General features: G+C 71.8%; 17 protein-coding genes. 10 read left to right on the top strand and 7 right to left on the bottom strand.

Going from position 1 to position 20,564, the window contains the following annotated elements; all coding sequences use genetic code 11:
* Positions 1 to 85: 85 nt before the first annotated feature.
* Complete coding sequence (locus GFD30_RS19735) at positions 86 to 2,593, bottom strand: Hsp70 family protein (protein WP_153026895.1); 2,508 nt, start codon at positions 2,591 to 2,593, stop codon at positions 86 to 88.
* Positions 2,594 to 2,690: 97 nt separating this feature from the next.
* Between GFD30_RS19735 and macS the strand changes: the two genes are divergently transcribed.
* From macS to GFD30_RS19705, 6 genes are all read left to right on the top strand, one after another.
* Positions 2,691 to 3,827 carry a MacS family sensor histidine kinase gene (gene macS / locus GFD30_RS19730; RefSeq protein WP_322633434.1) on the top strand — a complete coding sequence of 379 codons (1,137 nt, stop codon included), beginning with the start codon at positions 2,691 to 2,693 and terminating at the stop codon, positions 3,825 to 3,827.
* On the top strand, positions 3,802 to 4,434 hold the full coding sequence (locus tag GFD30_RS19725) for a response regulator transcription factor (RefSeq protein ID WP_322633433.1): 633 nt from the start codon (positions 3,802 to 3,804) through the stop codon (positions 4,432 to 4,434). The genes macS and GFD30_RS19725 overlap by 26 nt, the downstream gene beginning before the upstream one ends.
* A 71-nt stretch (positions 4,435 to 4,505) precedes the next feature.
* On the top strand, positions 4,506 to 6,374 hold the full coding sequence (locus GFD30_RS19720; protein ID WP_153026893.1) for a 3-oxoacyl-[acyl-carrier-protein] synthase III C-terminal domain-containing protein: 1,869 nt from the start codon (positions 4,506 to 4,508) through the stop codon (positions 6,372 to 6,374).
* Entirely contained in the window at positions 6,367 to 7,176 is an 810-nt protein-coding gene (locus tag GFD30_RS19715; protein WP_153026892.1) for a DUF6999 family protein, read from the top strand. Before GFD30_RS19720 ends, GFD30_RS19715 begins: the two co-directional genes overlap by 8 nt.
* 37 nt (positions 7,177 to 7,213) lie before the next feature.
* Positions 7,214 to 7,807, top strand: coding sequence for a 3'-5' exonuclease (locus GFD30_RS19710; protein WP_153026891.1), 594 nt, complete (start codon positions 7,214 to 7,216; stop codon positions 7,805 to 7,807).
* A 138-nt stretch (positions 7,808 to 7,945) separates the two neighbouring features.
* On the top strand, positions 7,946 to 8,413 hold the full coding sequence (locus tag GFD30_RS19705) for a hypothetical protein (protein ID WP_153026890.1): 468 nt from the start codon (positions 7,946 to 7,948) through the stop codon (positions 8,411 to 8,413).
* A gap of 250 nt (positions 8,414 to 8,663) precedes the next feature.
* Here the strand turns inward: GFD30_RS19705 and GFD30_RS19700 are convergent, their stop codons facing one another.
* On the bottom strand, positions 8,664 to 9,542 hold the full coding sequence (locus GFD30_RS19700; RefSeq protein WP_153026889.1) for an SHOCT domain-containing protein: 879 nt from the start codon (positions 9,540 to 9,542) through the stop codon (positions 8,664 to 8,666).
* A 90-nt stretch (positions 9,543 to 9,632) separates the two neighbouring features.
* On the opposite strand from GFD30_RS19700, the gene GFD30_RS19695 reads away from it, so the two are divergent.
* Together GFD30_RS19695 and GFD30_RS19690 are read left to right on the top strand one after the other, a co-directional pair.
* Positions 9,633 to 10,580 carry an SDR family NAD(P)-dependent oxidoreductase gene (locus tag GFD30_RS19695; protein ID WP_153026888.1) on the top strand — a complete coding sequence of 316 codons (948 nt, stop codon included), beginning with the start codon at positions 9,633 to 9,635 and terminating at the stop codon, positions 10,578 to 10,580.
* 85 nt (positions 10,581 to 10,665) lie between these two features.
* Positions 10,666 to 11,172, top strand: coding sequence for a mycothiol transferase (locus GFD30_RS19690; protein ID WP_153026887.1), 507 nt, complete (start codon positions 10,666 to 10,668; stop codon positions 11,170 to 11,172).
* Positions 11,173 to 11,220: 48 nt separating this feature from the next.
* On the opposite strand, the gene GFD30_RS19685 is transcribed toward GFD30_RS19690, so the two are convergent.
* From GFD30_RS19685 to GFD30_RS19665, 5 genes are all read right to left on the bottom strand, one after another.
* On the bottom strand, positions 11,221 to 12,222 hold the full coding sequence (locus tag GFD30_RS19685) for a LacI family DNA-binding transcriptional regulator (RefSeq protein ID WP_227996689.1): 1,002 nt from the start codon (positions 12,220 to 12,222) through the stop codon (positions 11,221 to 11,223).
* 136 nt (positions 12,223 to 12,358) lie between these two features.
* Positions 12,359 to 13,480, bottom strand: a complete 1,122-nt coding sequence (locus GFD30_RS19680; RefSeq protein ID WP_153026885.1) for a glycoside hydrolase family 53 protein — start codon at positions 13,478 to 13,480, stop codon at positions 12,359 to 12,361.
* Positions 13,481 to 13,485: 5 nt separating this feature from the next.
* On the bottom strand, positions 13,486 to 14,376 hold the full coding sequence (locus tag GFD30_RS19675; protein WP_153026884.1) for a sugar ABC transporter permease: 891 nt from the start codon (positions 14,374 to 14,376) through the stop codon (positions 13,486 to 13,488).
* Positions 14,377 to 14,380: 4 nt separating this feature from the next.
* The gene (locus tag GFD30_RS19670) at positions 14,381 to 15,748 is read right to left on the bottom strand and encodes a carbohydrate ABC transporter permease (RefSeq protein ID WP_153026883.1); all 1,368 of its coding nucleotides are present in this window, start codon (positions 15,746 to 15,748) and stop codon (positions 14,381 to 14,383) included.
* 30 nt (positions 15,749 to 15,778) lie between these two features.
* The gene (locus tag GFD30_RS19665; protein ID WP_153026908.1) at positions 15,779 to 17,131 is read right to left on the bottom strand and encodes an extracellular solute-binding protein; all 1,353 of its coding nucleotides are present in this window, start codon (positions 17,129 to 17,131) and stop codon (positions 15,779 to 15,781) included.
* Between the two features lie 273 nt (positions 17,132 to 17,404).
* On the opposite strand from GFD30_RS19665, the gene GFD30_RS19660 reads away from it, so the two are divergent.
* Complete coding sequence (locus GFD30_RS19660; protein ID WP_322633432.1) at positions 17,405 to 19,384, top strand: beta-galactosidase; 1,980 nt, start codon at positions 17,405 to 17,407, stop codon at positions 19,382 to 19,384.
* 70 nt (positions 19,385 to 19,454) lie between these two features.
* Positions 19,455 to 20,564: a glycoside hydrolase family 53 protein gene (locus GFD30_RS19655; RefSeq protein ID WP_153026881.1), complete on the top strand. Its 1,110-nt coding sequence runs from the start codon at positions 19,455 to 19,457 to the stop codon at positions 20,562 to 20,564.

Genomic DNA, 20,564 nt, shown 5'->3' with positions numbered 1-20,564 from the left:
CCCCCCCACTCCCGCGCGGCGGCGGGGGGCGCACCCCCCCCCCCCGCCGCTCGCCGTTCAGATCGGTTCCCTCAGGGCCCCAGTGCTAGTGAAGGGCCCACACCTGGACGTTGCCGGTCGCCGATCCGGTGACGGCCGTCTTGGTGCCCTCGATCTCGGCGAGCGCGGCCGACTGGATGACGTCCTCGCCCGAATGCTGCGCGAACAACTCGCCGAGCTGGGTGCCGGTCGACAGGTCGAACATGCTCAGGCCCTGGCTGCCGTTGAGGAGGGCGACGGCCGCGCCCTCGATCTCGGCGACCCCGACCGCGGTCACCTCCTGCAGCAGCTCCTGCCCGGCGGTGCCGAACGGCTCGGCGGCGGCGAGGTCCCAGCCCTGCACGGACCCTTCGGCGGTGACGGTGACGCCGATGTCCTTCCCGGCGGCCGTGCCCGCGCCGAAGGCGACCACGTCGTAGGTGAGCTGGTCGAAGGTGCCGCCGACCGGTTCACCGGTCGCGAGGTCGGCCACGAACACGCGGTTCTCGTAGGTGCCGGTGTGGCGCAGGACGCCGCCGACCTGGGTCATCGCGGAGAGGTCGGCGTACGAGGTCGAGATGTCGGCGATCGCCGCGCCCGTGTAGAGCTGGCGCACTTCGTAATCGGTGAGGTAGGCGGGGACGCCGTCCCACAGGCCGACCCAGTAGATCGTGTCGTAGCTCGCCTCGCGCTGGGCGATGGGCGTCGCGGGGTCGGCGAGGGGCCAGACGGCCTCGGTCTCCGATGAGCGGCTGAACGCGATCCACTGCCCGTCGTACTCGAAGACGGAGAGGTGGTCGATCGGACCCTGGTGGCCCCGGAACTCGTCGACCTTCTCCCCCGTGGTGAGGTCCCAGATGCGGACGATGGCGTCCTCGCCGCCGGTGACCGCAACCGGGGTGGTGTCGATGAACCCGGTCCGCACCGCCGTGACCGGCCCGGTGTGGGCCAGCGGGATGTCGCCGACGAGGTCGCCCTGGACGGCTTCCGCGAGCGGGACGACCCCCGAGGCCTCCCCGGAGTCGGCGGTGCCGTCGTCGGAGTCGCCGCCGTTGTCCGATGCGGCGCTCTGCTCGTCGGTGCCGTTCTCGGACTGGGGCTCCGCGCCGCCCGCGACGTCGTTCTCGCCGTCGGGCATGAACTGGAGTCCGATGAGGACGCCCAGCGTGATCACGACCGCCGCGGCGGCGGCGCCGATCGCGGTCAGACCCTGCTTCGACTTGGCCCAGGACGGCCGTTCCGGCTGCGGCGCAGGATAACCGGGCCCCTGCGGGTACGGGCCGGGCGGCGGGCCCTGCGGGGCGGCCATCGCCGGCTGGGTGACCGGTTGCGGCGATCCCGGGACGGCCTGCGGTGTGAGGCGCGGCTGGGACGTGCCGGGAAGCTGCATCGTCTGGTTCGTGTCGGGCGCCGCGGCCGGCACGGCGGCCGGGGTGGGCTGGGGCGGGGCGGTCTGCGGGGGCAGGGCCGGGCTCGGGACCGAGACGGGGGTGCTGATGGCGTGGTGCGCGGCCAGGCCGCCCTCGGATACGGCGAGTTCGGGCTGCTCGATGGCCGCGGGGGCGATGCCCAGTTCGCGGTGGAGGAGGGTGGCGACCAGGGGCATGCGGCTGGCGGCGCCGACGAGGAACAGGCCGGTGATCTGCTCCTTGGCGAGACCGGACTCGCGGATGACGCCCTGGGTGACGCGGATGGTGCGGGCCACCAGCGGGGCGCAGACGGTCTCGACCTCCTCGCGGGTGAGGTGGGCGTCGATGTCGAGCAGGGGGATGGTCAGGTCGGTGGAGGCCGAGCGGGACAGGCGCTCCTTGGCCTGGCGCACTTCGTCCATGAAGGCGGTGCGGTGGCGCAGGTCGGCGGGCTCGGTCGGGTTGGTGAGGCGCTGCCAGCGGTCGTCGTCGGCATTGACGGTGGCGGCGAGGTGCTCGGCGAGGGCCTGGTCGAAGTCGAGCCCGCCGAGGTCGCCGGCGCCGTCGACGGCGAGGACGTCGAAGCCGGTGGCATTGCGGCGCAAGACGGTCGCGTCGAAGGTGCCGCCGCCGAGGTCGTAGACGACCACGCCGTTGCCGGGCGCCACCTCGATGTCGAGGGTGTCGACGAAGTAGCTCGCGGCGGCGACGGGCTCGGCGACGAGGTCGACCTGGCCGAGGCCGGCGGCCGTGGCGGCGTCGGCGACGACGTGGCGTCGGGTGGGGCCCCAGGCGGCCGGGACGGTGACCGTGACCGGGCCGAGCGCGCCCAGGGTGTGCTCGCATTCGCGGGCGACGCGGGACAGGACGGCCGCGATCACGCTGGTCACCGGGATCTCGGTGTCGCCCAACAGGATCGACTCGTCGTCGATGCGTCGCTTGGGGTTGGGTTCGAACCTGTCGGGCCGGCGTCGCCCCGAGTGGACGGCGTCGGTGCCGACGACCGGGCCGCCCTCGTCGTTCATGAACACCGCGGAGGGCAGCTGCGGTGAGCCGTCGAACAGCTGCTGGTGGACCCGTCCGTCGGCGCGGCGGATGGTCGCGACCGTGTGGGAGGTGCCGAAGTCGATGCTGATCGCGGCGGGCCGGGGGTTGGAGAAGGACATGCGGCCACTCTAGTTTCCGGAGTCCAGCGGCCGGATGCAAGGCGCCGGTTCACGTTCGGGTCGCGTGCGGCTGGCACGCCCCTGCGAGAATTCCTCAGTGGGTATTCAGACGCAGCTGCGCCGGGCGATCTCGGTGTTCCGGTTCGTCGCCCTCGGCTACCCGGTGCTGCTGGGGGCGCTGGCGTTCGAAACGCTGGTGCGGCCGGTGGAGGCGGCGCTGCTCGTGGTCGTGCTCGCGGCGTGGACCGGCGCGGTCAGCCACCGGTACCGGCACCGCGGCTACGAGCCGAAGGCGCTGTACGCCGACCTCGCGGTGACCGCGGCCGCGATCGCGGCGTCCTCGTGGGCGCTCGCCACCGACGGGGTGCCGATCTCGGTGGGGCCGTGGCTCGCCGGGTCGGTGCTCGCGTGGGCGGCGGCGTGGGGGCGCCGGTCGGGGGCGATCGCGGGGGCCGTGGTCGCGGCGTTCGGGATGGTCTTCCGCGGCGGCGTCCACGAGAGCACGGTGAACGAGGCGGCACTGCTGGTGCTGACCGGATTCGTGTGCGGGCACCTGGTCCGGTTGGGCGTCAAGGCCGAGCAGCGGATGCGCGAGGCCGCCGAGCGGAACGCGGCCGCCCGCGAGCGCGAGCGCCTCGCACGCGACATCCACGACTCGGTGCTCCAGGTGCTGGCGCTGGTGCAGCGGCGCGGGACCGAGATCGGCGGCGAGGCCGCCGAACTGGGGCGGCTCGCGGGGCGCCAGGAGGAGGCGCTGCGGGCGCTCATCCGCTCCGAGTCGTACCGGCACCCGCTCGACGGCCAGCGGGACCTGCGGGAACTCGTCGGCCGCCATGAAGGCGCCGACGTGACCGTGGCGGCGCCGGCGACGCCGGTGCTGCTGCCGGCCGAGACGGCCCGGCAGTTCGCGGCGGCCGTGGCGAGCGCGGTCGACAACGTGCGCGAGCACTGCCCGGCGTCGACGCGGGTGTGGCTGCTGCTGGAGGACGACGCGGAGGCGGTCACGGTGAGCGTCCGCGACGACGGCCCCGGGATCGCGCCGGGGCGGCTCGCGGAGGCCGCCGCAGAGGGGCGTCTCGGTGTGGCGCAGTCGATCGAGGGCCGGATCCGGGAGCTGGGCGGCACCGCGGCCGTCACGTCCGCGCCCGGCGAGGGCACCGAAGTGGAGATGCGGGTGCCGCGTCTCACGGCAGAGGCAGGAGGAGCCGGTGGCGACGCTCGTCGTGGTCGATGACCATCCGATCTGGAGGGAGGCGATCGCCCGGGACCTGGCCGAGGCCGGGCACCGGGTGCTCGCGGCGTTCGGCGAGGGCCGGGCGGCCCTCGAAGGCGTCCGGTCGCTGCGACCGGACGTGGCGATCCTGGACCTCCAGCTCCCGGACCTGTCGGGGGTGGCGGTGCTGCAGGGCCTCGGCGAGGACTGCCCGACCGCGGTCCTGGTGCTGTCGGCCAGCGGCGAGTCGGCTGACGTGCTCGAGGCCATCAAGGCCGGGGCACGCGGGTACCTGGTGAAGTCGGCCTCGCCCGCGGAGCTCGCGGACGCGGTCGAGCGGGTCGCGGCCGGGGACGCGGTCTTCACGCCGGGCCTGGCCGGCCTGGTCCTCGGCGAGTACCGGCGGCTCGCGAACGCGCCCGAACCCGAGGAGCGGCCGCGGCTGTCCGACCGCGAGACCGAGGTGCTCAGGCTGGTGGCGAAGGGCCTGGGGTACAAGGAGATCGCCGCGCGTCTGACACTGTCGCCGCGGACGGTCCAGAACCACGTGCAGCACATCCTCTCCAAGCTCCAGCTCCACAACCGGGCCCAGTTGGTGCGGTATGCGATCGAGCAGGGCATGGACTGAGTACTTTCACCCCTCCGAATTGAGCGATCCAGCCGTTGCGCGCGGACCCCGCGGTGCGGTCGGATGGAGCCATGAACGCCTTCATCACCGCTGCCGGGGCGTACCTCCCCGGGGACCCGGTCGGGAACGACGAGATCGCCGCGCGCCTCGGCGGCGTGGACGAGCGCGGGGACCGGCTGCGCCGCCGCATCCTCGCCGCCAACGGCATCGCCAAGCGCCACTACGCCCTCGACGACCGCGGCCGCACCACCGAGCTGAACGAGGAGCTCGCCGCCGCCGCGCTCCGCTCCATGCTGGACGACCGGGGGCTCGCGCCCGCCGACCTCGACATGCTCGCCACCGCGACCACGCAAGGGGACCTGCTCGTGCCGGGCTTCGCGTCGATGGTCCACGGGCGCATCGGCGGCGGCCCGATGCAGCTCCTGTCGGCCGCCGGGGTGTGCGCCTCGAGCCTCGCGGCGCTGGACGCGGCCGTCGCGAAGATCCGCCTGGGCGACAAGGAGAAGGCCGCCGTCGTCGGCAGCGAGCTGTCCTCGCGGTGGCTGCGGGCCTCCCGGTTCAACAGCGCCCACAACGGCGCCTCCAACGGCGGTGGCGGCGACGCGGACGCGCACTTCCTGCGGTGGATGCTCTCCGACGGGGCCGGGTCGGTCCTGGTCGAGCCGCGGCCCCGCCCCGACCGGCCCTCGCTGCGGGTCGACTGGGTGCGCACCGTCTCGCTCGCGCACGAGCACGACGTGTGCATGCGCGCCGGGATGGGCGCCGACGCCTCCCCCGCCGCCGGACGGACCTGGCAGGACATGGGCAGCGCCGCCGCGGCCGAGCAGGCCGGGATGCTGCTGCTGCGCCAGGACACCTCGGCGCTCGGGGCGCTGGCCGAAGCCGGGCTCAAGGAGTTCGCGTCCCTCGCGCAGCAGGGGCTCATCGACCTCAAGCGGCTCGACCACGTCCTGTGCCACTACTCGACCAACGCGTTCCGCGACATCGTCTTCGACCGGCTCGCCTCCACGGGCGCGCAGATCGACACCGACCGGTGGTTCTCGAACCTCGAGACCCGCGGGAACACCGGGGCCGCCTCGATCTTCATCGCCTTGGAGGAGTGCTGGCGGACCGGCCGGTTCGAACCCGGCCAGACGGTGCTCCTCGCGGTGCCCGAATCGGGACGCTTCTCGTTCGGGTTCGCGCACCTGACGTGCGTGGGACCTGAAGCGGCGCAGCCGGTGCCGGTCGCGGTTCCGGCGGCGGCCCCCGTCGCGCCCGTGCACCGGGCGGCGCCGGCGGCGGACGGGAACGTGTTCGCGCGCCTCGACGCGGTGTGGGAGGACTTCGAGCGGCGCCTCGACGCCGTCCCGGTCATGCGCCGCCTCGCCGACGGCGAGTCCACCATGGACGACTATCTGCGGCTGCTGTTCAACCTGCGCCAGCAGGTCGCCGACGGGGCGCGCTGGATCTCGCGGGCCGCCTCGAACTTCTCCGTCGAGTACTTCGACCTGCGCAGCGCCGCCATCGGGCACGCCGCCGAAGAGCACCGCGACTTCATGATGATCGAGCGCGACTACGCCGCGTGCGGCGGATCGATCGAAGCCATCCGCAACGGCCGCAAGAACATCGGATCGGAGGCGCTGTCGGCGTACATGTTCCACGCCGCAGGGCGCCCCGACCCGATCGGGCTCCTCGGGGCCATGTTCATCATCGAGGGACTCGGCACCGGCAAGGCCGCCGGCTGGGCCGCGCAGTTCAAGGAGCAGCTCGGCCTGCGCGACGACCAGGTGAGCTTCCTCGCCTACCACGGCGAGGCCGACGACGACCACTTCGCGAAGCTCCAGGCGATCCTCGCCTCGCCGCGCGTCGACGACGCCGCGGCCGACGCGATCGTCTCCACCGCGAAGGTGGTCGCCCGGCTGTACGCGCTCCAACTCGAAGAGCTCGACAATGTCTGACCTCGCGGGCCCGCCCCTGTGGGACGCGATCGTCGCCGACCCGTCCCTGGTGCTCGACCGCGAGGTGGCGCAGCAGATCGCCGACGACCAGCGCCACTGGACGCGCACCTGGCTGTACCCGCTCGCGCGGCCGGTCTCGCGGGTCCTGGCGCTGGTCATCGTGGCGCTCAAGCGGATCACGCCGGTGCGCTGGACCGCGCACCGGCTCATGGACCGGCTCTGCATCTGGTTCCTGCGGCGGTTCGTGTCCCCGCTCGCGGTCGAACTGCTCATCCGGCACTTCGTGGTCGAGACGAACCTGCTCAACTTCATCGTCCGCAACACCGACACCGCGATCGAGCCGGTCGCGCTGCGCCCCACCGACCTCGCCGGACTCGGCGACAACGCCGTCATCGAGCACGACATCAACGTGTACGTCGTGCTCGCCGGGCTCGGCCCGGTCGCGCGCCGATCCGTCGTGGACTACAGCGGGCTCGACGTCCCCGACCTCGACCCCGAGCCGGGGCGGCGGCGCCTCATGCGCCTCGACGTCCAGACCGCCCTGTGCCTCATGAACCTGCCGTTCGCCGCGTGCCTGACCCCTGAGGAGTACCGCCGTGCCGTCCACTCGATGCGATTCGACGACTCGATCCTGGCGATCCTCGCCGAGATCACCGGGGATCCGACGTTCCTGCGGTGGTGCGGCGGCGACCTGTCGGTGCGGGTCGACTCCAATGCGGACGTGCCGCACGCGGTGTACCGCCATGCCGTGATCTGCGAGTACGCGCACGAGCACCTGCGCCGGCTGGCGGCGCGGAGCTGAACTGCTACCGTCATTCGCGCAGCGGAGGGGGAACGGCTTGGACGCGTGGGTGGCGATCGACTTCGAGACGGCGAACGGCAGCCGCGCCAGCGCGTGCTCGGTGGCCGCGGTCCGCGTGGAGGGCGGCGAGGAGGCGGAGCGGTACGCGAGCCTCATCCGCCCGCCCGCCGGACACGACCGGTTCGACTTCAGGAACACGCAGATCCACGGGATCCGGCGGCGCGACGTCGTCGGCGCGCCCACCTGGCGGCAGGTGTGGTCGCAGCTCGTGGACCTCATCGGGGACGCGCCGGTCGTCGCGCACAACGCCGCGTTCGACACGTCCGTCATCCGGGGCGCCAACGCGGCCAGCGGGATCGACGGTCCGACCCTGCGGTACGCGTGCACGCTCGTCATCGCCCGCCGGACGTGGGTGCTCGACTCGTACACGCTGCCGCGGGTGGCGCGGGCAGCGGGGATCGCGTTCGGCGACCACCACCGGGCCGAGGCCGACGCGCGGGCGGCGGCGAACGTGCTCCTCGCGGAGCAGCGCGAGCACGCCGCGGACTCGCTGGACGGGCTGCTGGAATCGGCGCGGGTCCGGTGGGGCCGCATCCACGGCGGCGGCTACGACGGCTGCCGCAAGTATTGAATCCGGTCGATATCGTCGGCTTCGGCCGGTCGAGATGGTTTCATCCCTTAGGCGTCAATAATGCGTCAAGGGTGTTGACCCAGGTCAATCCCGGTGGTGCGCTTGAGGGACCAAGCGGATCGCAACCGGAGGTAGATGATGGAGCGCACTCCCTCGACCCCGTACTCCCGCGCCGGCGGCCTGGCGGCCCTCGGCGGTTCCATGCTCGTCGCGGGCTCGATGTTCCTGCCGTGGGCCGACGCCGGCGGAGGCCCGGTGAACTTCTGGGGGCTCTCCGATGTCGAAGGCGTCCGGGCCGACGCGGGCACGTACGGGCTCTCGCTGGCCCTGATCCCGCTGCTCGTGCTGTGGTGCGCGCTGTTCTTCGCGTGGCGCACCCATGAGACGCGCATGGCGTGGGCGTTCGGCGGGTTCGCCGGGGCGATGCTGCTCTACGGCGGCGACCTGCGGCTCACCGAGGACCTGCCCGCGAACGGCCAGGGCGCCGGCGAGGTCGTCGCCGCGGTCGGCTTGCTGCTGCTGGCGGCCGGCTGCGTCATGGCGCTCGCCGCGAACGTCCCCGAGCCGGTGGTCGGGTCGCAGCAAGGGCTGAAGAGCCCGCTCTGATCGAACCGTGCACCGCTGCCGCCGTGGTCTGTCACGCACGACGTCGAAGGGGCTGCCGCTTGCGGGGGGCTGCCGCCAGGCGGTGGTATGTCGCGTGTGACACGTGAAGTGCCGCCGGCGGGACGGGCAGTCGCAACGGCGGTGGTATGTCACGTGTGACGCGTGAGTGCCGTCGCTTGCGAGGCGTTGCTGAAACAGGCAGTGGTATGTCACGCGTGACGCGCCATGCGTGCGTCGCCTCGCGCGGCGTTCACTCGTCGAGGAGACGACGCTTGGCGGCCTCGAACTCGTCCTGGGTCAGGTGGCCCGCGGAGTGCAGGGTCGCGAGGCGCTCGAGTTCGGAGACGAGCGACGCCGAGCCGCGGTGCGACTCGGTCGGGGGCGCGGACTCCTGGGTGACCTCGTTGCCCTCAGTGTCGGCGGCGGTCCGGAACCAGGGCAGGGCGACGCGGGCGCGTTCGGGGCGGGTCTCGCGGAAGACGGCGAACACCGGCGCATGGCCGACCCACTTGCGGTGGGTGCGGACCCGCACGCTGTGCCGGCTGCCGTTGTGGGTGAACGTCAAAGCGGCCGTGCCGAATCCGTGCTTGGCGGCGTTCTCGGCGTCGATCCGGCCGATCGGGGCGTCGGCGGGCCGGAAGTCGCTCAGCACGGCGGGCACGCGCTGGGCGCCGAGCAGGCGGGCGCCGAATCCGGTGGTCTTCAGTTCGATCAGCAGCCCCAGCAGGGCGATCACCGCGGCGACGACCAGGGCCGCGCCGACGACGCCCCGCTCGGTGGCGACCTCCGCGGGCGGCAGGCCCGCGGCGACCGCCGCGTCCCAGCCGCTCAGCGCGGCCAGCGGACCGACCATCGCCGCCAGGCCCCAACCGAGCAGCCGCGCCGCCTTGACCATGGCGACCGCCAGCGCGGCGTTGCAGATGATCCCGGCGATCGGCAGGAGCGACCGCGCGTCATCGGTGGAGCACTCGCCGCCCCAGCACTCCCATTCGACGGTGTGGCCGACGCGGACACCCGTCTCGAGGAGCCACCAGGTGGCGGCGGCCAGGGCGGCGACGAGGACGAGGAATCCGAAGGCCTTGGCGGCGGAGACCGGGGGCTTCGCGTCCGGATGCGGGTTGGAGGGCACGAGACCAGTATGGAGCCCGCGTGCCCGCGATGGCAGGCGCCAGACGGTCGGATTTGACTTCGAGTGCGCTCTAGGTTCTAGGCTCGGGCCATGATCACATCACAGCACCCCATCGGTTCCGGATTCGGCGCGACCACCACTGCGGCGGAAGTCCTCGACGGCATCGACCTCACCGGCAGGCACGTGCTCGTCACGGGCGGGTACTCCGGAATCGGCCTCGAGACCACCCGCGCGCTCGTCGCGGCCGGCGCACAGGTGGTGGTCCCGGCGCGGCGGCGGAAGGTCGCCGAGGAGGCCCTGGCCGGCCTCGCCGGGGTCGAGACCGACGAGCTCGACCTGGCCGACCTCGACAGCGTCGCGGCGTTCGCGGACCGGCGCCTCGACGTCGGGCGCGGCTTCGACGCGGTCATCGACAGCGCCGGCGTCATGGCCTGCCCCGAGACCCGCGTCGGCCCCGGGTGGGAACTCCAGTTCGCCACCAACCACCTCGGGCACTTCGCACTGGTGAACCGCTTGGCGCCCTTGCTGAACGAGGGCGCGCGCGTGGTCTCCGTGTCGTCGGGGGCGCACCGGCGCACGGCGATCCGCTGGGAGGACCCGCACTTCGCCACCGGCTACGACCGCTGGGACGCCTACGGGCAGTCCAAGACCGCGAACGTCCTCTTCGCCGTCCACCTCGACGCGATCGCCCAGGACCGCGGCGTGCGGGCGTTCGCGCTCCACCCCGGCGGCATCCTCACCCCGCTCCAGCGGCACCTCTCGCGTGAGGAGCAGGTCGAGATGGGCTGGATCGACGAGGACGGGAACCAGATCGCGGACTGGTTCAAGACGCCCGAGCAGGGCGCCGCGACCCAGACGTGGGCGGCGTTCTCGCCGCAGCTCGACGGCAAGGGCGGCGTGTTCCTCCAGGACTGCGAGATCGCGGAGGTGACCGAGGACGGCGGCGGGGTCGCCGCGCACGCGGTCGACCGCGAGCAGGCCGAGCGGCTCTGGGACTTCTCGGTCCGGCTCACCGGCGTCGACGGCTTCCGGAGCTGACGTCGGTCCGGCGCGCTAGCTTCGAAGCGACACGGCGACGCGCCGCCCGGCGGCGCGTCGCCTCCCGCCAGAGGAGAGGTTGCGCATGGAGATCAACGAGCTGCTGGCCGACGCCTTCGGCCGCGTGCAGGAGGACGTCCGCGCGGTCGTCGACGGGCTCTCGCAAGCGGAGCTGGAGGCGCGGCCGGGCCCCGGAACCAACCCGATCGGCTGGCTGGTCTGGCACATCGCGAGAGTCCAGGACGATCACGTGTCCGAAGTGGCCGGACGGGAGCAGACGTGGACCGCCGACGGCTGGAGCAAGCGGTTCGACCTCGCGCTCGACGACGCCGACATCGGCTACGGGCACACCAGCGAGCAGGTCGGGCGGGTCGCGGGCGTCTCGGGCGCGGACCTCCTCGCGTACTACGAGGCCGTCCACGCGAAGACGCTCGAATACGTCGCCGGGCTCACCGCGCCCGACCTCGACCGGATCGTGGACCGGAACTGGACGCCGCATGTGAGCCTCGGCGTGCGCCTGGTCAGCGTCGTCAACGACAACACGCAGCACGTCGGCCAGGCCGCGTACGTGCGGGGCCTGCTCGATCGCTGATCGCGCGCGGTGGACGGCGGTCCGGAAGGGCCCGGTCGCGGCGCCGCGTCAGGCGCTGTCGCGGACGACCAGTTCGGTCGGGAGGATCACCGGTTCGACCTCGCGCTCCTCGAGCAGGTCGATGAGGAGGCGCACCGTCTCCTCGGCGACCTTGTCGAGCGGGTGGCGGACCGTGGTCAGGGCCGGGCGGGTCGCCGTGGCGATCACCGAGTCGTCGAAGCCGCCCACGGCCACGTCGTCGGGTACGCGCCGGCCCGCCTCGTGCAGGGCCTGGAGCGCCCCGGCGGCCATGAGGTCGGAGGCGACGAACACGGCGTCGAGGTCCGGGACCGCCTGCAGGAGCCGCCGCATCGCGGACTCCCCCGCGGCCTGCGTGTAGTCGCCGTGGACGACGAGCTGCTTGGCGGCCTTGCGGCCGAGCACGCCCGTGAACCCCTCCAGGCGCAGCGCGCCGCCGGGGGTGTCGAGCGGGCCGGTGATCATGCCGATCTTGCGCCGGCCCTGGTTCACCAGGTACTCGGTCATCGCCCGGGCGCCGCCGCGGTCGTCCGCCGCCGCGTACGGGATCACCGATTCGCGGCCGAGGACCGCGCCGCACGCCACGGCCGGGATGCCGCTGCGCTCGATCTCGTCGAGCAGCGGGTCGCCCGCGTGCGTCGAGACCAGGAGCGCGCCGTCGGCGTGCCCGCCGCGCAGGTACCGGGCGACGCGGTCGCGGCCGCGGTCGTCGCCGGCGATCATGAGCACCAGCGACATGTCGCGTTCGGCGAGCTGGTTCGTGGCCACCCGCATCAGGACCGAGAAGTTCGGGTCCTCGAACAGGCGCTCCTGCGGTTCGGACAGGACCATGACGATCGAGCCGGTCCGGCTGGTCACCAGGCTGCGGGCCGCGCGGTTCACGACGTAGCCGGTCTCGGCCACGGCGCGGCGCACTGCGGTCTCCGCCGACAGCGAGACGTTCGACTTGCCGTTGAGGACCCGCGAGACCGTGCCGCGCGAGACCCCCGCGGCGTCGGCGACGTCGTGGATGGTCGGTCGTTTCCGTGCCAAGTTGCTCAACTCTCCCTTGTAACTCACTCAAGTATCGCCCCCGCCGCCCGTCGGGCGCTGCGCCGGAGCGGCGGGACGCGGGGAGCCGGCCCAAGGGGACGGCCGCCTCCCCGCCGAAGGCGCGGCGATGCGCGGTTCAGGCGCCGCCGAGCGCCCGCAGCGACGGCAGCGCGTTGCCCTCGAAGTCGAAGAGCGCCTGGTTGGCCCAGGAGCTGCCCGCCTCGTCGACCACGTCGTCGCCGTACTCCATCCCGGCCCGCGACGCCCAGGTCGTGCCCGCCACCGGGAGCCATGCCGGCTCCCAGTAGACGACGCCCAGCCCCCGGCCCTCCGGCACGGCGGCGACCACGGCGTACAGGTCGCGCAGGAACGCGGCCTGGCCCTCGGGCGAGACGTCGTAGCCGCACCCCTCGGCCAGCTTCGCGGTGAAGACCTGGTGGTGGCCTTCGGGCTGCGCGGCCGTCCACGCGTAGGCCGTCTCGACCACCGCCAGGTCCTTCCCGTAGCGCACGGCGAGGTCGTTCAGGTTGGCGCCCAGGTCGTCCTGGGTGCCGTGCCAGTACGGGTAGTAGGACAGGCCGATGGCGTCGAAGTCGAGTCCGCGCGCCGCGGCCTGGTCGAACCAGCCGCGGTAGAGCTCGTTCGCGCCCCCGAAGTCGAGGTGGACCATGACCTTGGCGTCGCCGGATTCGCGGACCGCCGCGGCCCCGGCCTTGATCAACCCGGCCAACCGGTCGAACGCGGCGGGATCCTCGCGCTCGAACCGGCGCTCGGCGTCGAGGAACCTCGGAGTCCTGCCTTCGGGCCAGAGCATCCCGTTGGTGATCTCGTTGCCGACCTGCACCATCTCGGGGGCGGCGCCGGCCTCGTCGAGTGCGGCGAGGACCTCCGCGGTCCAGTCGTGCACGCGCGCTTCGAGTCCGGCACCGGTGAGACCGCGCCAGGCCTTCGGCGCGGACTGCTTCTTCGGGTCGGTCCAGAAGTCCGAGTAGTGCAGGTCGAGCAGCACCCGCTGGCCCGCGGCCCTGGCGCGGCGGGCCAGCGCGACCGTCGTCGCCAGGTCGTTGGTGCCGCCCATGTACGGTTCGCCCGACTCGTCGCGCGGGTCGACCCACAGGCGCAGGCGGATCCAGTTGACGCCGTTCTCGGCCAGGAGGGCGAACAGGTCCCGTTCGGTTCCGCCGGCGCGGAACCGGGCGCCGAGGGACTCGAGCTCGGCGGTCATGGAGACGTCGGCGCCCCGCATGGGCAGCGGCATGGGGACTAGCCTTTCTCGGCGCCGGCGCTCGCGCCGGTCACCAGGTAGCGCTGGAGGACGATGTAGAGGATGGTGATCGGGACGGCGAGGATGACCGCGCCGGCGGCGAAGGTCGTGAACGCGTTCTGGTAGACGTCCTCGATCATGGCGAACAGGCCGAGCGCGACGGTCTGCTTCTCGGGGCTCTGGAGCAGCAGCGCGGGGAGGATGAAGTCCATCCACGGCATCGTGAACTGCGTGATGGCCACGAAGGTGAGCATCGGGCGCATGAGGGGCAGGACGATCTTCATGAAGATGGTCCAGCGGCTCGCGCCGTCGATCGCGGCGGCCTCGTCGAGGCTCGCTGGCAGGTTGTCGGTGTAGCCCTTCATGAGCCACGTGTTGTACGGCAGGGCGGCGGCGATGCTCACCAAGGCGAGGCCGGTGAGCGAGTCGAGCAGCCCGAAGTTGAGGAACAGCATGTAGACGGCGATGGCGGTGAGGAAGGTCGGGAACATCTGGAGGATGAGGATCCCCAGGAGCCCGGCCTTGCGGCCCCTGAACTTGATGCGGGAGAACACGTAGCCGCACAGGGCGGACAGGACGACCGAGCCGACCATGTTGAGGGTGGCGACGTACAGCGAGTTGAGGTACCAGCGGCCGTAGTCGGTCTCGGTGAAGAGGCTGACGTAGTGGTCGAGGGTCGCGTCCTCGGGGATGGGGCTGGCGTTGGCCAGGCCGGTGCCGGGGCTGAACGAGGCGCCGACGATCCACATCAGCGGGAACACCACGATGACGGCGACGACCAGCAGTTCCAGGTGGAGGAAGGCGCTGGCGACGCGTTCGCCGCGCGGCGGGCGGTGCCGGCGCTTGCGGGCCGCGCGGGCCCGCCCGGTTGCTTCGAGTGTTGCGGTCATTGGTTCACAGCTCCCGAATCGCCTTGGAGCGGTTGAGGTTCCACACGGAGATGGTGCCGACGATGACGAAGATGAGCATGCTCATCACCGCGCCGATGTTGTAGAGGCGGTTGTCCAGGGTGAGGTTGAACAGCCACGTGATGAGCAGGTCGGTGCTCCCGGCGAACCGGTAGTCGGCGTTGTCGGGGCCGCCCTGGGTGAGGAAGTAGATGACGCCGAAGTTGTTGAAGTTGGAGACGAACGCCAGGATCAGGAGCGGCGAGACGGTCCGGTGCACCACCGGGAAGGTGATGTGGCGCAGCTGCTGGAGCGGTCCGGCCCCGTCCATGCGGGCGGCCTCGTAGTAGCTGTCGGGGATGTTGGTGAGGACGCCGCCGACCAGGGCCATGAAGAACGGGAAGCCGAGCCACAGGTTGACCAGGAGCGCGACGGCGCGGGCGAGGTTGGGGTGGGACGGGTCGGTGAACCAGTAGATCCGCTCGTCGGTGAGGCCGACGTCCACGAGCCATTGGCTGATCGGTCCGAACTGGCCGTTGAACATGGAGCGGAACACCAGGGCCGAGACGATGCCCGGGACGGCCCACGGCAGCAGGAAGACCGAGCGCCACACGCGCGGGTACTTGACCTTGCGGTTGGCGAGCAGCACGGCCTGGAGGAATCCGGCGGCGTAGGTGGTCGCGGTGGCGAGGATCGCCCACACGAAGGTCCAGCCGAGGACGCCGATGAACGTGGCGGTCCAGGAGGGGACGGCGAAGATGGTCGCGAAGTTCTCGAAGCCGACCCAGTGGACGAGGTTCTTCGGCGGGAGGTTGTCGCGGTTGTAGTCGGTGAACGCGACGAGGATGCCGAAGAGCACCGGCAGGACCGACATGAAGACGATCAGGACCAGGCCCGGCGAGAGCACGATGTACGCGAACGCGCCGTCCCAGATGCGCCGCAGGTACTGGCGGGTGGTCTCGCGCGGCGCGCCGGCCTCGAGCCGGCGGCGGTAGCCGACGGCGTCGCGGATGTTCCAGATCCACACGACCGCCATGAGCGCGAGCGTGAGCAGGGCGATGAGGCCGTTGGCCATGAGGACGATCGAGTTGTCGCCCTCGGTCAGGCCGGTGACGGTCATCTGGCGCGGCTGCGTGCCGAGGGTGAACAGGCCCCACAGGCCCTTGACGAAGAACCCGCCGTTGGAGCGCGGCGTGAAATCCATCCCGGCGTAGTAGTTGCCGGATCCGACCTCCCAGCCGATGAGGGCGGCGTAGAAGGCGAAGAAGAAGGCGGCCTTGCCGGCCTGGCGGTTGAGGAGCTGGCCCGAACCCCACACCAGTGCCGAGGCGAGGCCCGGCACCGGTGCGGGTGGCCCTTGGTGAGCGGTGCTCATCAGCGGCGTCTTTCCTTCGGACACGGGACCTCAGAGTCCGGCGAGCTCGTCGTAGCCGGCGACCGCCGCGGCGGCGGCGTCAGCCGAGGACGACAGGTCGTCCCAGACGGCGACGGTCATCTCGTTGGCGGTGGACCAGAAGTACTCGGGCAGCTGCGGGAAGAGGTCGGCCTGCGAGGACTGGGCGACGACGCCAGCGACGTGCGGGTCCTCGGCGAGGCCCGCGATGTTCGCGAGGAGGTCGGTGTTCAGGGCCGGGATCTGGCCGGTGGTGGCGTAGAGGGCGGCGGCGCCGGCGTCGGAGGCCATGAAGTTCGCGAAGACGCGGGCCGCGGCCGGGTACTTCGTGTACGCGGAGACGGCGATGACGTGCATGCCCGCGAAGGAGGAGGCCGGGTCGCCGGAGGCGGCGGCCGGGATGGTGGTGACGCCGTACTCGAAGCCGTTCTCGGCCGCGCCGGCGTCGAACGCGGAGAACGCCCACGGGCCGGTGATGATGTACGGCGTGTTGCCGGCGGCGAACTCGGCCTCGACGGTCTCGGGGGTCGCGTCGGCGGAGGGGACGTTCCAGATCTCCCGGAGTCCCTTGTAGTACTCGAGGGCCTCGGCCAGCGCCGGGTCGTCGAAGCCGGGCTCGGCGACGTCGCCGCCGGGGTAGGCCTGCCAGCCCATGGAGGACAGCACCGAGTAGGAGTAGTAGATCTCGCCCGGGACCCAGCGGATCGTCCACTTGTTGGCGGACGGGTCGTTGTAGGCGCCGGCGAGGGTCTTGATGTCCTCCCACGTGGCGGCCGGCTGGTCGGAGCCGGTCTCGGCGGCGAGGAGGGTCTTGTTGTACATGAGCGCGATGGACTCGGTGGTGACGGGCACGGCGTACATCTGGCCGTCCTCGCCGGTGACGACGCCGGTGAAGGTGTCGCTCATGCGGCTCTTGAGGACGGACTCGTACTCGCCGAGGGGCGCGGCGGTGCCCTCTTCGATCGCGCGGGCGACCTGGTCGTAGAAGGTCATGAAGACGTCGCCGCCGTTGCCGGCCTCGCCGGCGAGGGACATCTCGGCGACGGCGTCGTTCTGGGCCACGAGCTCGTACTCGAACGCGATGTCGGGGTAGACGTCCTTGAACGCCTCCTTGAACGCGGCGATCTGCGCCTTGGCCAGGTCCTCGTTCTCGAACCAGAGCTTGAGCGGGACCTCGCCGGAGGCGATCTCCTCTTCGATGACGTACTGCTGGGCGTCGGCGTCCCATTCGAGGCCGCCGGAGGTCTCCTCCTCCTCGGGGCCGCCGCAGGCGGCGAGGGCTCCGGCCGCGGCGACACCGCCGCCCGCGGCGAGGAGGTGGCGCCGGTTCATCGAGGATCCCGCGAAAGCACCTTTGCTGCGCATGTCAAGTCCTTGTCTCGGTGAGAGGGGTCCGGTGGGAGCGTCGCCCGAGAAGGTGCGCCACCGAACTGTGAACGTTTACACGAATCTAGCGACTCACGCCTCACTTAGCAACATGCATATGTCCTTCAGCATCCTTTTCAGGAGGATCGTGCTTCATGAAACGATCACAATTTCGAAACGGGAGCCGAGCAGATCACAGGTTGCGCGTGCATGCCGCGTGGAGTACTGTGCACGTTCACAGGCTTTGTTGCAAGGAACCTCACAGGAGACCGCGTGCAGACCATTCGCTACGGAGGCGACTACAACCCCGAACAGTGGCCCGAGGAGACCTGGCGGGAGGACGTGCGCCTCATGCGGGAGGCGGGCGTCAACCTCGTCAGCCTCGGCGTCTTCAACTGGGGGATCATCGAACCCGCCCCGGGCGAATACGACTGGAGCGGCCTCGACGAGGTCATCGGGCTCCTGCACGAGGGCGGCATCGGCGTCGACCTCGGCACCCCGACCTCCTCCCCGCCCGCGTGGCTGCGCAAGGCGCACCCCGAGATCCGCCTCGTCGACCGCGAGGGCCGGACCCTGGCCGGGGGCTCGCGCCACGGGGTGTGCCCCTCGGCGCCGGCCTACCGCGACGCCTGCGCGTCCATCGTGGAGCAGCTCGCGGCCCGGTACGGCGGGCACCCGGCCGTCGAGCTGTGGCACGTGCACAACGAGTACGGCTGGGCCAATGTGGAGTGCTACTGCGAGGCCTCCACCGCGGCGTTCCAGGCGTGGCTGGCCGCGAAGTACGGCGACGTCGACCGCCTCAACGCCGCGTGGGGCACCGCGTTCTGGGGCCTGGTGTACCGCTCCTTCGACCAGATCGAGGCCCCCGCGGTCGCGCCCCCCGGCGTCAACCCCGCGCTCCAGCTCGACTGGAAGCGGTTCTCCAACGACGAGCACATCGCCAACTACCGGCTCCAGCGCGAGATCATCGCCCGCCGCTCGAAGGCCCCGGCGACCACCAACTTCATGATCCCCAACTGCGAGGGCATGGACTACTGGCGCTGGGCGGGCGAGGTCGACGTGGTCGCGAACAACCACTACCTCATCGCCGAACGCGAGGACCACCAGATCGAGCTGTCCATGAGCGCCGACCTCACCCGGGCCGTCGCGGGCGGGCCGTGGATGATCATGGAGCACTCCACGTCCGCGGTGAACTGGCAGCCGCGCAACATCGCCAAGACCCCCGGCGAGATGCGCCGCAACTCGCTCGCGCACGTCGCCCGCGGCGCCGACGGCCTCATGTTCTTCCAGTGGCGGGCCTCGCGGGCCGGCGCCGAGAAGTTCCACTCCGCGATGGTCCCCCACGGCGGCACCGACACCCAGGTGTGGCGCGACGTGGCCGCCCTCGGCAGGGACCTCGAGCGCCTGTCCGGCGTGGTCGGCACCGACGTCGCCGCCGACGTGGCGATGCTGTGGGACTGGGAGTCGTGGTGGGCGCTCGAACTCGAGTGGCGCCCCTCGGTCGACCTGAAGTACCGCGAGCGCGTCGAGGCGTACTACGCGGCCCTGTGGCGCCAGCACGTCACCGTCGACTTCGCCCACCCGGAGGCCGACCTCTCGGGGTACCGGCTCGTCGTCGCACCCTCGTCCTATGTGCTCACCGACGCGGCCTCGAAGAACCTGCGCGGGTACGTCGAGAACGGCGGCCACCTGGTCGTCTCGTACTTCTCCGGCATCGTCGACGAGCACGACACCGTCCACCCCGGCGCCCACCCCGGTGCGCTCCGGGAGACCCTCGGCCTGTGGATCGAGGAGTTCCACCCGCTCCGCGAAGGCGAGGAGCTCGGCCTGGACTCCGCCTCCGGCGCCGGCATCGGCGGCGGCGCCGCAGGGCGGATCTGGTCCGAGCACGTGCGCCTCGACGGCGCCCGCGCCGTGGCGCACTTCGCCGCGGGCCCCGACCGGGGGCGCCCGGCGCTCACCAGGCACGACCTCGGCCGCGGCACCGCCTGGTACGCGGCCACCGCGCTCGACGGGCCGACCGGCCTGAACGACCTCCTCGCGACCGCGATGGAGGCCGCCGGGGTCGAACGGCCGCAAGGGATCCCCGCGAACGTCGAAGTGGTGCGCCGGGGCGGCCACCGATTCCTCATCAACCACACCGCGCAGGACGTCCAGGTGCCCGGCGGCGGCGTCGACGCCCTCGACGGGACCGCCTACGACGGCCCCGTCCCCGTCCCCGCCGGCGGGGTCGTGATCCTCGCTGACGCATGAGCCTTCGCGGCCCCGCAACCCCGCGGGGCCGCCACCCCCCGAAGAAATCACCATAGGGAGTGAGATCTCAATGAAGAGAAGAACCGCCCTCACGGCCGCAGTGGCTGCCCCGGCACTCGCCGTCCTCGGCGGCGGCACCGCGGCTTCGGCGCAGACCTCGTTCGCGCGCGGCGCCGACATCTCCAGCCTCGCCAAGTCCGAAGCCAAAGGCGGCGTGTACATGTGGGCCGACGGCTGGCGGGAGGACGCCGTCTGGATCCTCCAGAAGAGCGGCGTCAACTGGATCCGGCTCAAGGTCTGGGTCGACCCGGCCGACGGCTACAACAACAAGACCCACGTCGTGAACGTCGCCAGGCGCGCCCGGGCGGCGGGCATGAACGTGCTCGTCGACTTCCACTACTCCGACACCTGGGCCGACCCCGGCGCCCAGACCAAGCCCGCCGCATGGGCGAACTACAGCGTCGCGCAGCTCAAGACCGCCGTCTACGACCACACCCGGGACGTCCTCGGCGCCATGGTCGCCGCGGGCGCCGCCCCGCAGATGGTCCAGGTCGGCAACGAGCTCAACGGCGGGATGCTGTGGCCCACCGGCCGCTACGACCAGCTCGACAACCTCGCGCAGTTCCTCATCTCGGGCGCCGGTGCCGTCCGCGCGACCGTGCCCGCCGCGAAGGTCATGCTGCACCTCGCCGAAGGCGGCAACAACTCGCTGTTCCGCTGGTTCTTCGACGCCATGAAGGCCCGCGGCGTCGCCTGGGACGCCATCGGCGCCTCGTACTACCCGTACTGGCACGGCTCGCTCTCCGGACTCCAGTCGAACCTCAACGACATGGCGTCCCGGTACGGCAAGCCGGTGTACGTGGTCGAGACCGCGTACCCGTTCAACCCGGGCGACCGGGACGGGTTCGGCAACATCATCAGCGCCGCGACCCCGGTGTCCGGCTACCCGGCGAGCTACACCGGGCAGCAGAACATGCTCACCGCGATCGCGAACGTCGTCAAGAACGTCCCGAACGGGCGCGGCGCCGGCGTGTTCTGGTGGGAGGCCACCTGGACCGCCGTCGCCGGCAACGGCTGGGACCCGTACGACCCGAACAGCAAGAACGGCTGGGAGAACCAGGCCCTGTTCGACTTCGCGTGGAAGGCCACCCCGGCCCTGCGGACCCTCGGCACCCTGTAG

The organism is Glycomyces albidus, from assembly GCF_009451885.1.
Lineage (GTDB): Bacteria > Actinomycetota > Actinomycetes > Mycobacteriales > Micromonosporaceae > Glycomyces > Glycomyces albidus.
The sequence above is the reverse complement of the archived record's forward strand: the minus strand, read 5'-3'. Positions and strand labels throughout refer to the sequence as shown.

Bases quoted from the DNA above. Each gene is read 5' to 3' on its own strand.
- GFD30_RS19655 (WP_153026881.1), top strand. From the start codon at position 19,455: ATGAAGAGAAGAACCGCCCTCACGGCCGCAGTGGCTGCCCCGGCACTC.
- GFD30_RS19735 (WP_153026895.1), bottom strand. From the start codon at position 2,593: ATGTCCTTCTCCAACCCCCGGCCCGCCGCGATCAGCATCGACTTCGGC.
- GFD30_RS19665 (WP_153026908.1), bottom strand. From the start codon at position 17,131: ATGCGCAGCAAAGGTGCTTTCGCGGGATCCTCGATGAACCGGCGCCAC.
- GFD30_RS19680 (WP_153026885.1), bottom strand. From the start codon at position 13,480: ATGCCGCTGCCCATGCGGGGCGCCGACGTCTCCATGACCGCCGAGCTC.
- GFD30_RS19675 (WP_153026884.1), bottom strand. From the start codon at position 14,376: ATGACCGCAACACTCGAAGCAACCGGGCGGGCCCGCGCGGCCCGCAAG.
- GFD30_RS19695 (WP_153026888.1), top strand. From the start codon at position 9,633: ATGATCACATCACAGCACCCCATCGGTTCCGGATTCGGCGCGACCACC.
- GFD30_RS19705 (WP_153026890.1), top strand. From the start codon at position 7,946: ATGGAGCGCACTCCCTCGACCCCGTACTCCCGCGCCGGCGGCCTGGCG.
- GFD30_RS19690 (WP_153026887.1), top strand. From the start codon at position 10,666: ATGGAGATCAACGAGCTGCTGGCCGACGCCTTCGGCCGCGTGCAGGAG.
- GFD30_RS19670 (WP_153026883.1), bottom strand. From the start codon at position 15,748: ATGAGCACCGCTCACCAAGGGCCACCCGCACCGGTGCCGGGCCTCGCC.
- GFD30_RS19715 (WP_153026892.1), top strand. From the start codon at position 6,367: ATGTCTGACCTCGCGGGCCCGCCCCTGTGGGACGCGATCGTCGCCGAC.
- GFD30_RS19720 (WP_153026893.1), top strand. From the start codon at position 4,506: ATGAACGCCTTCATCACCGCTGCCGGGGCGTACCTCCCCGGGGACCCG.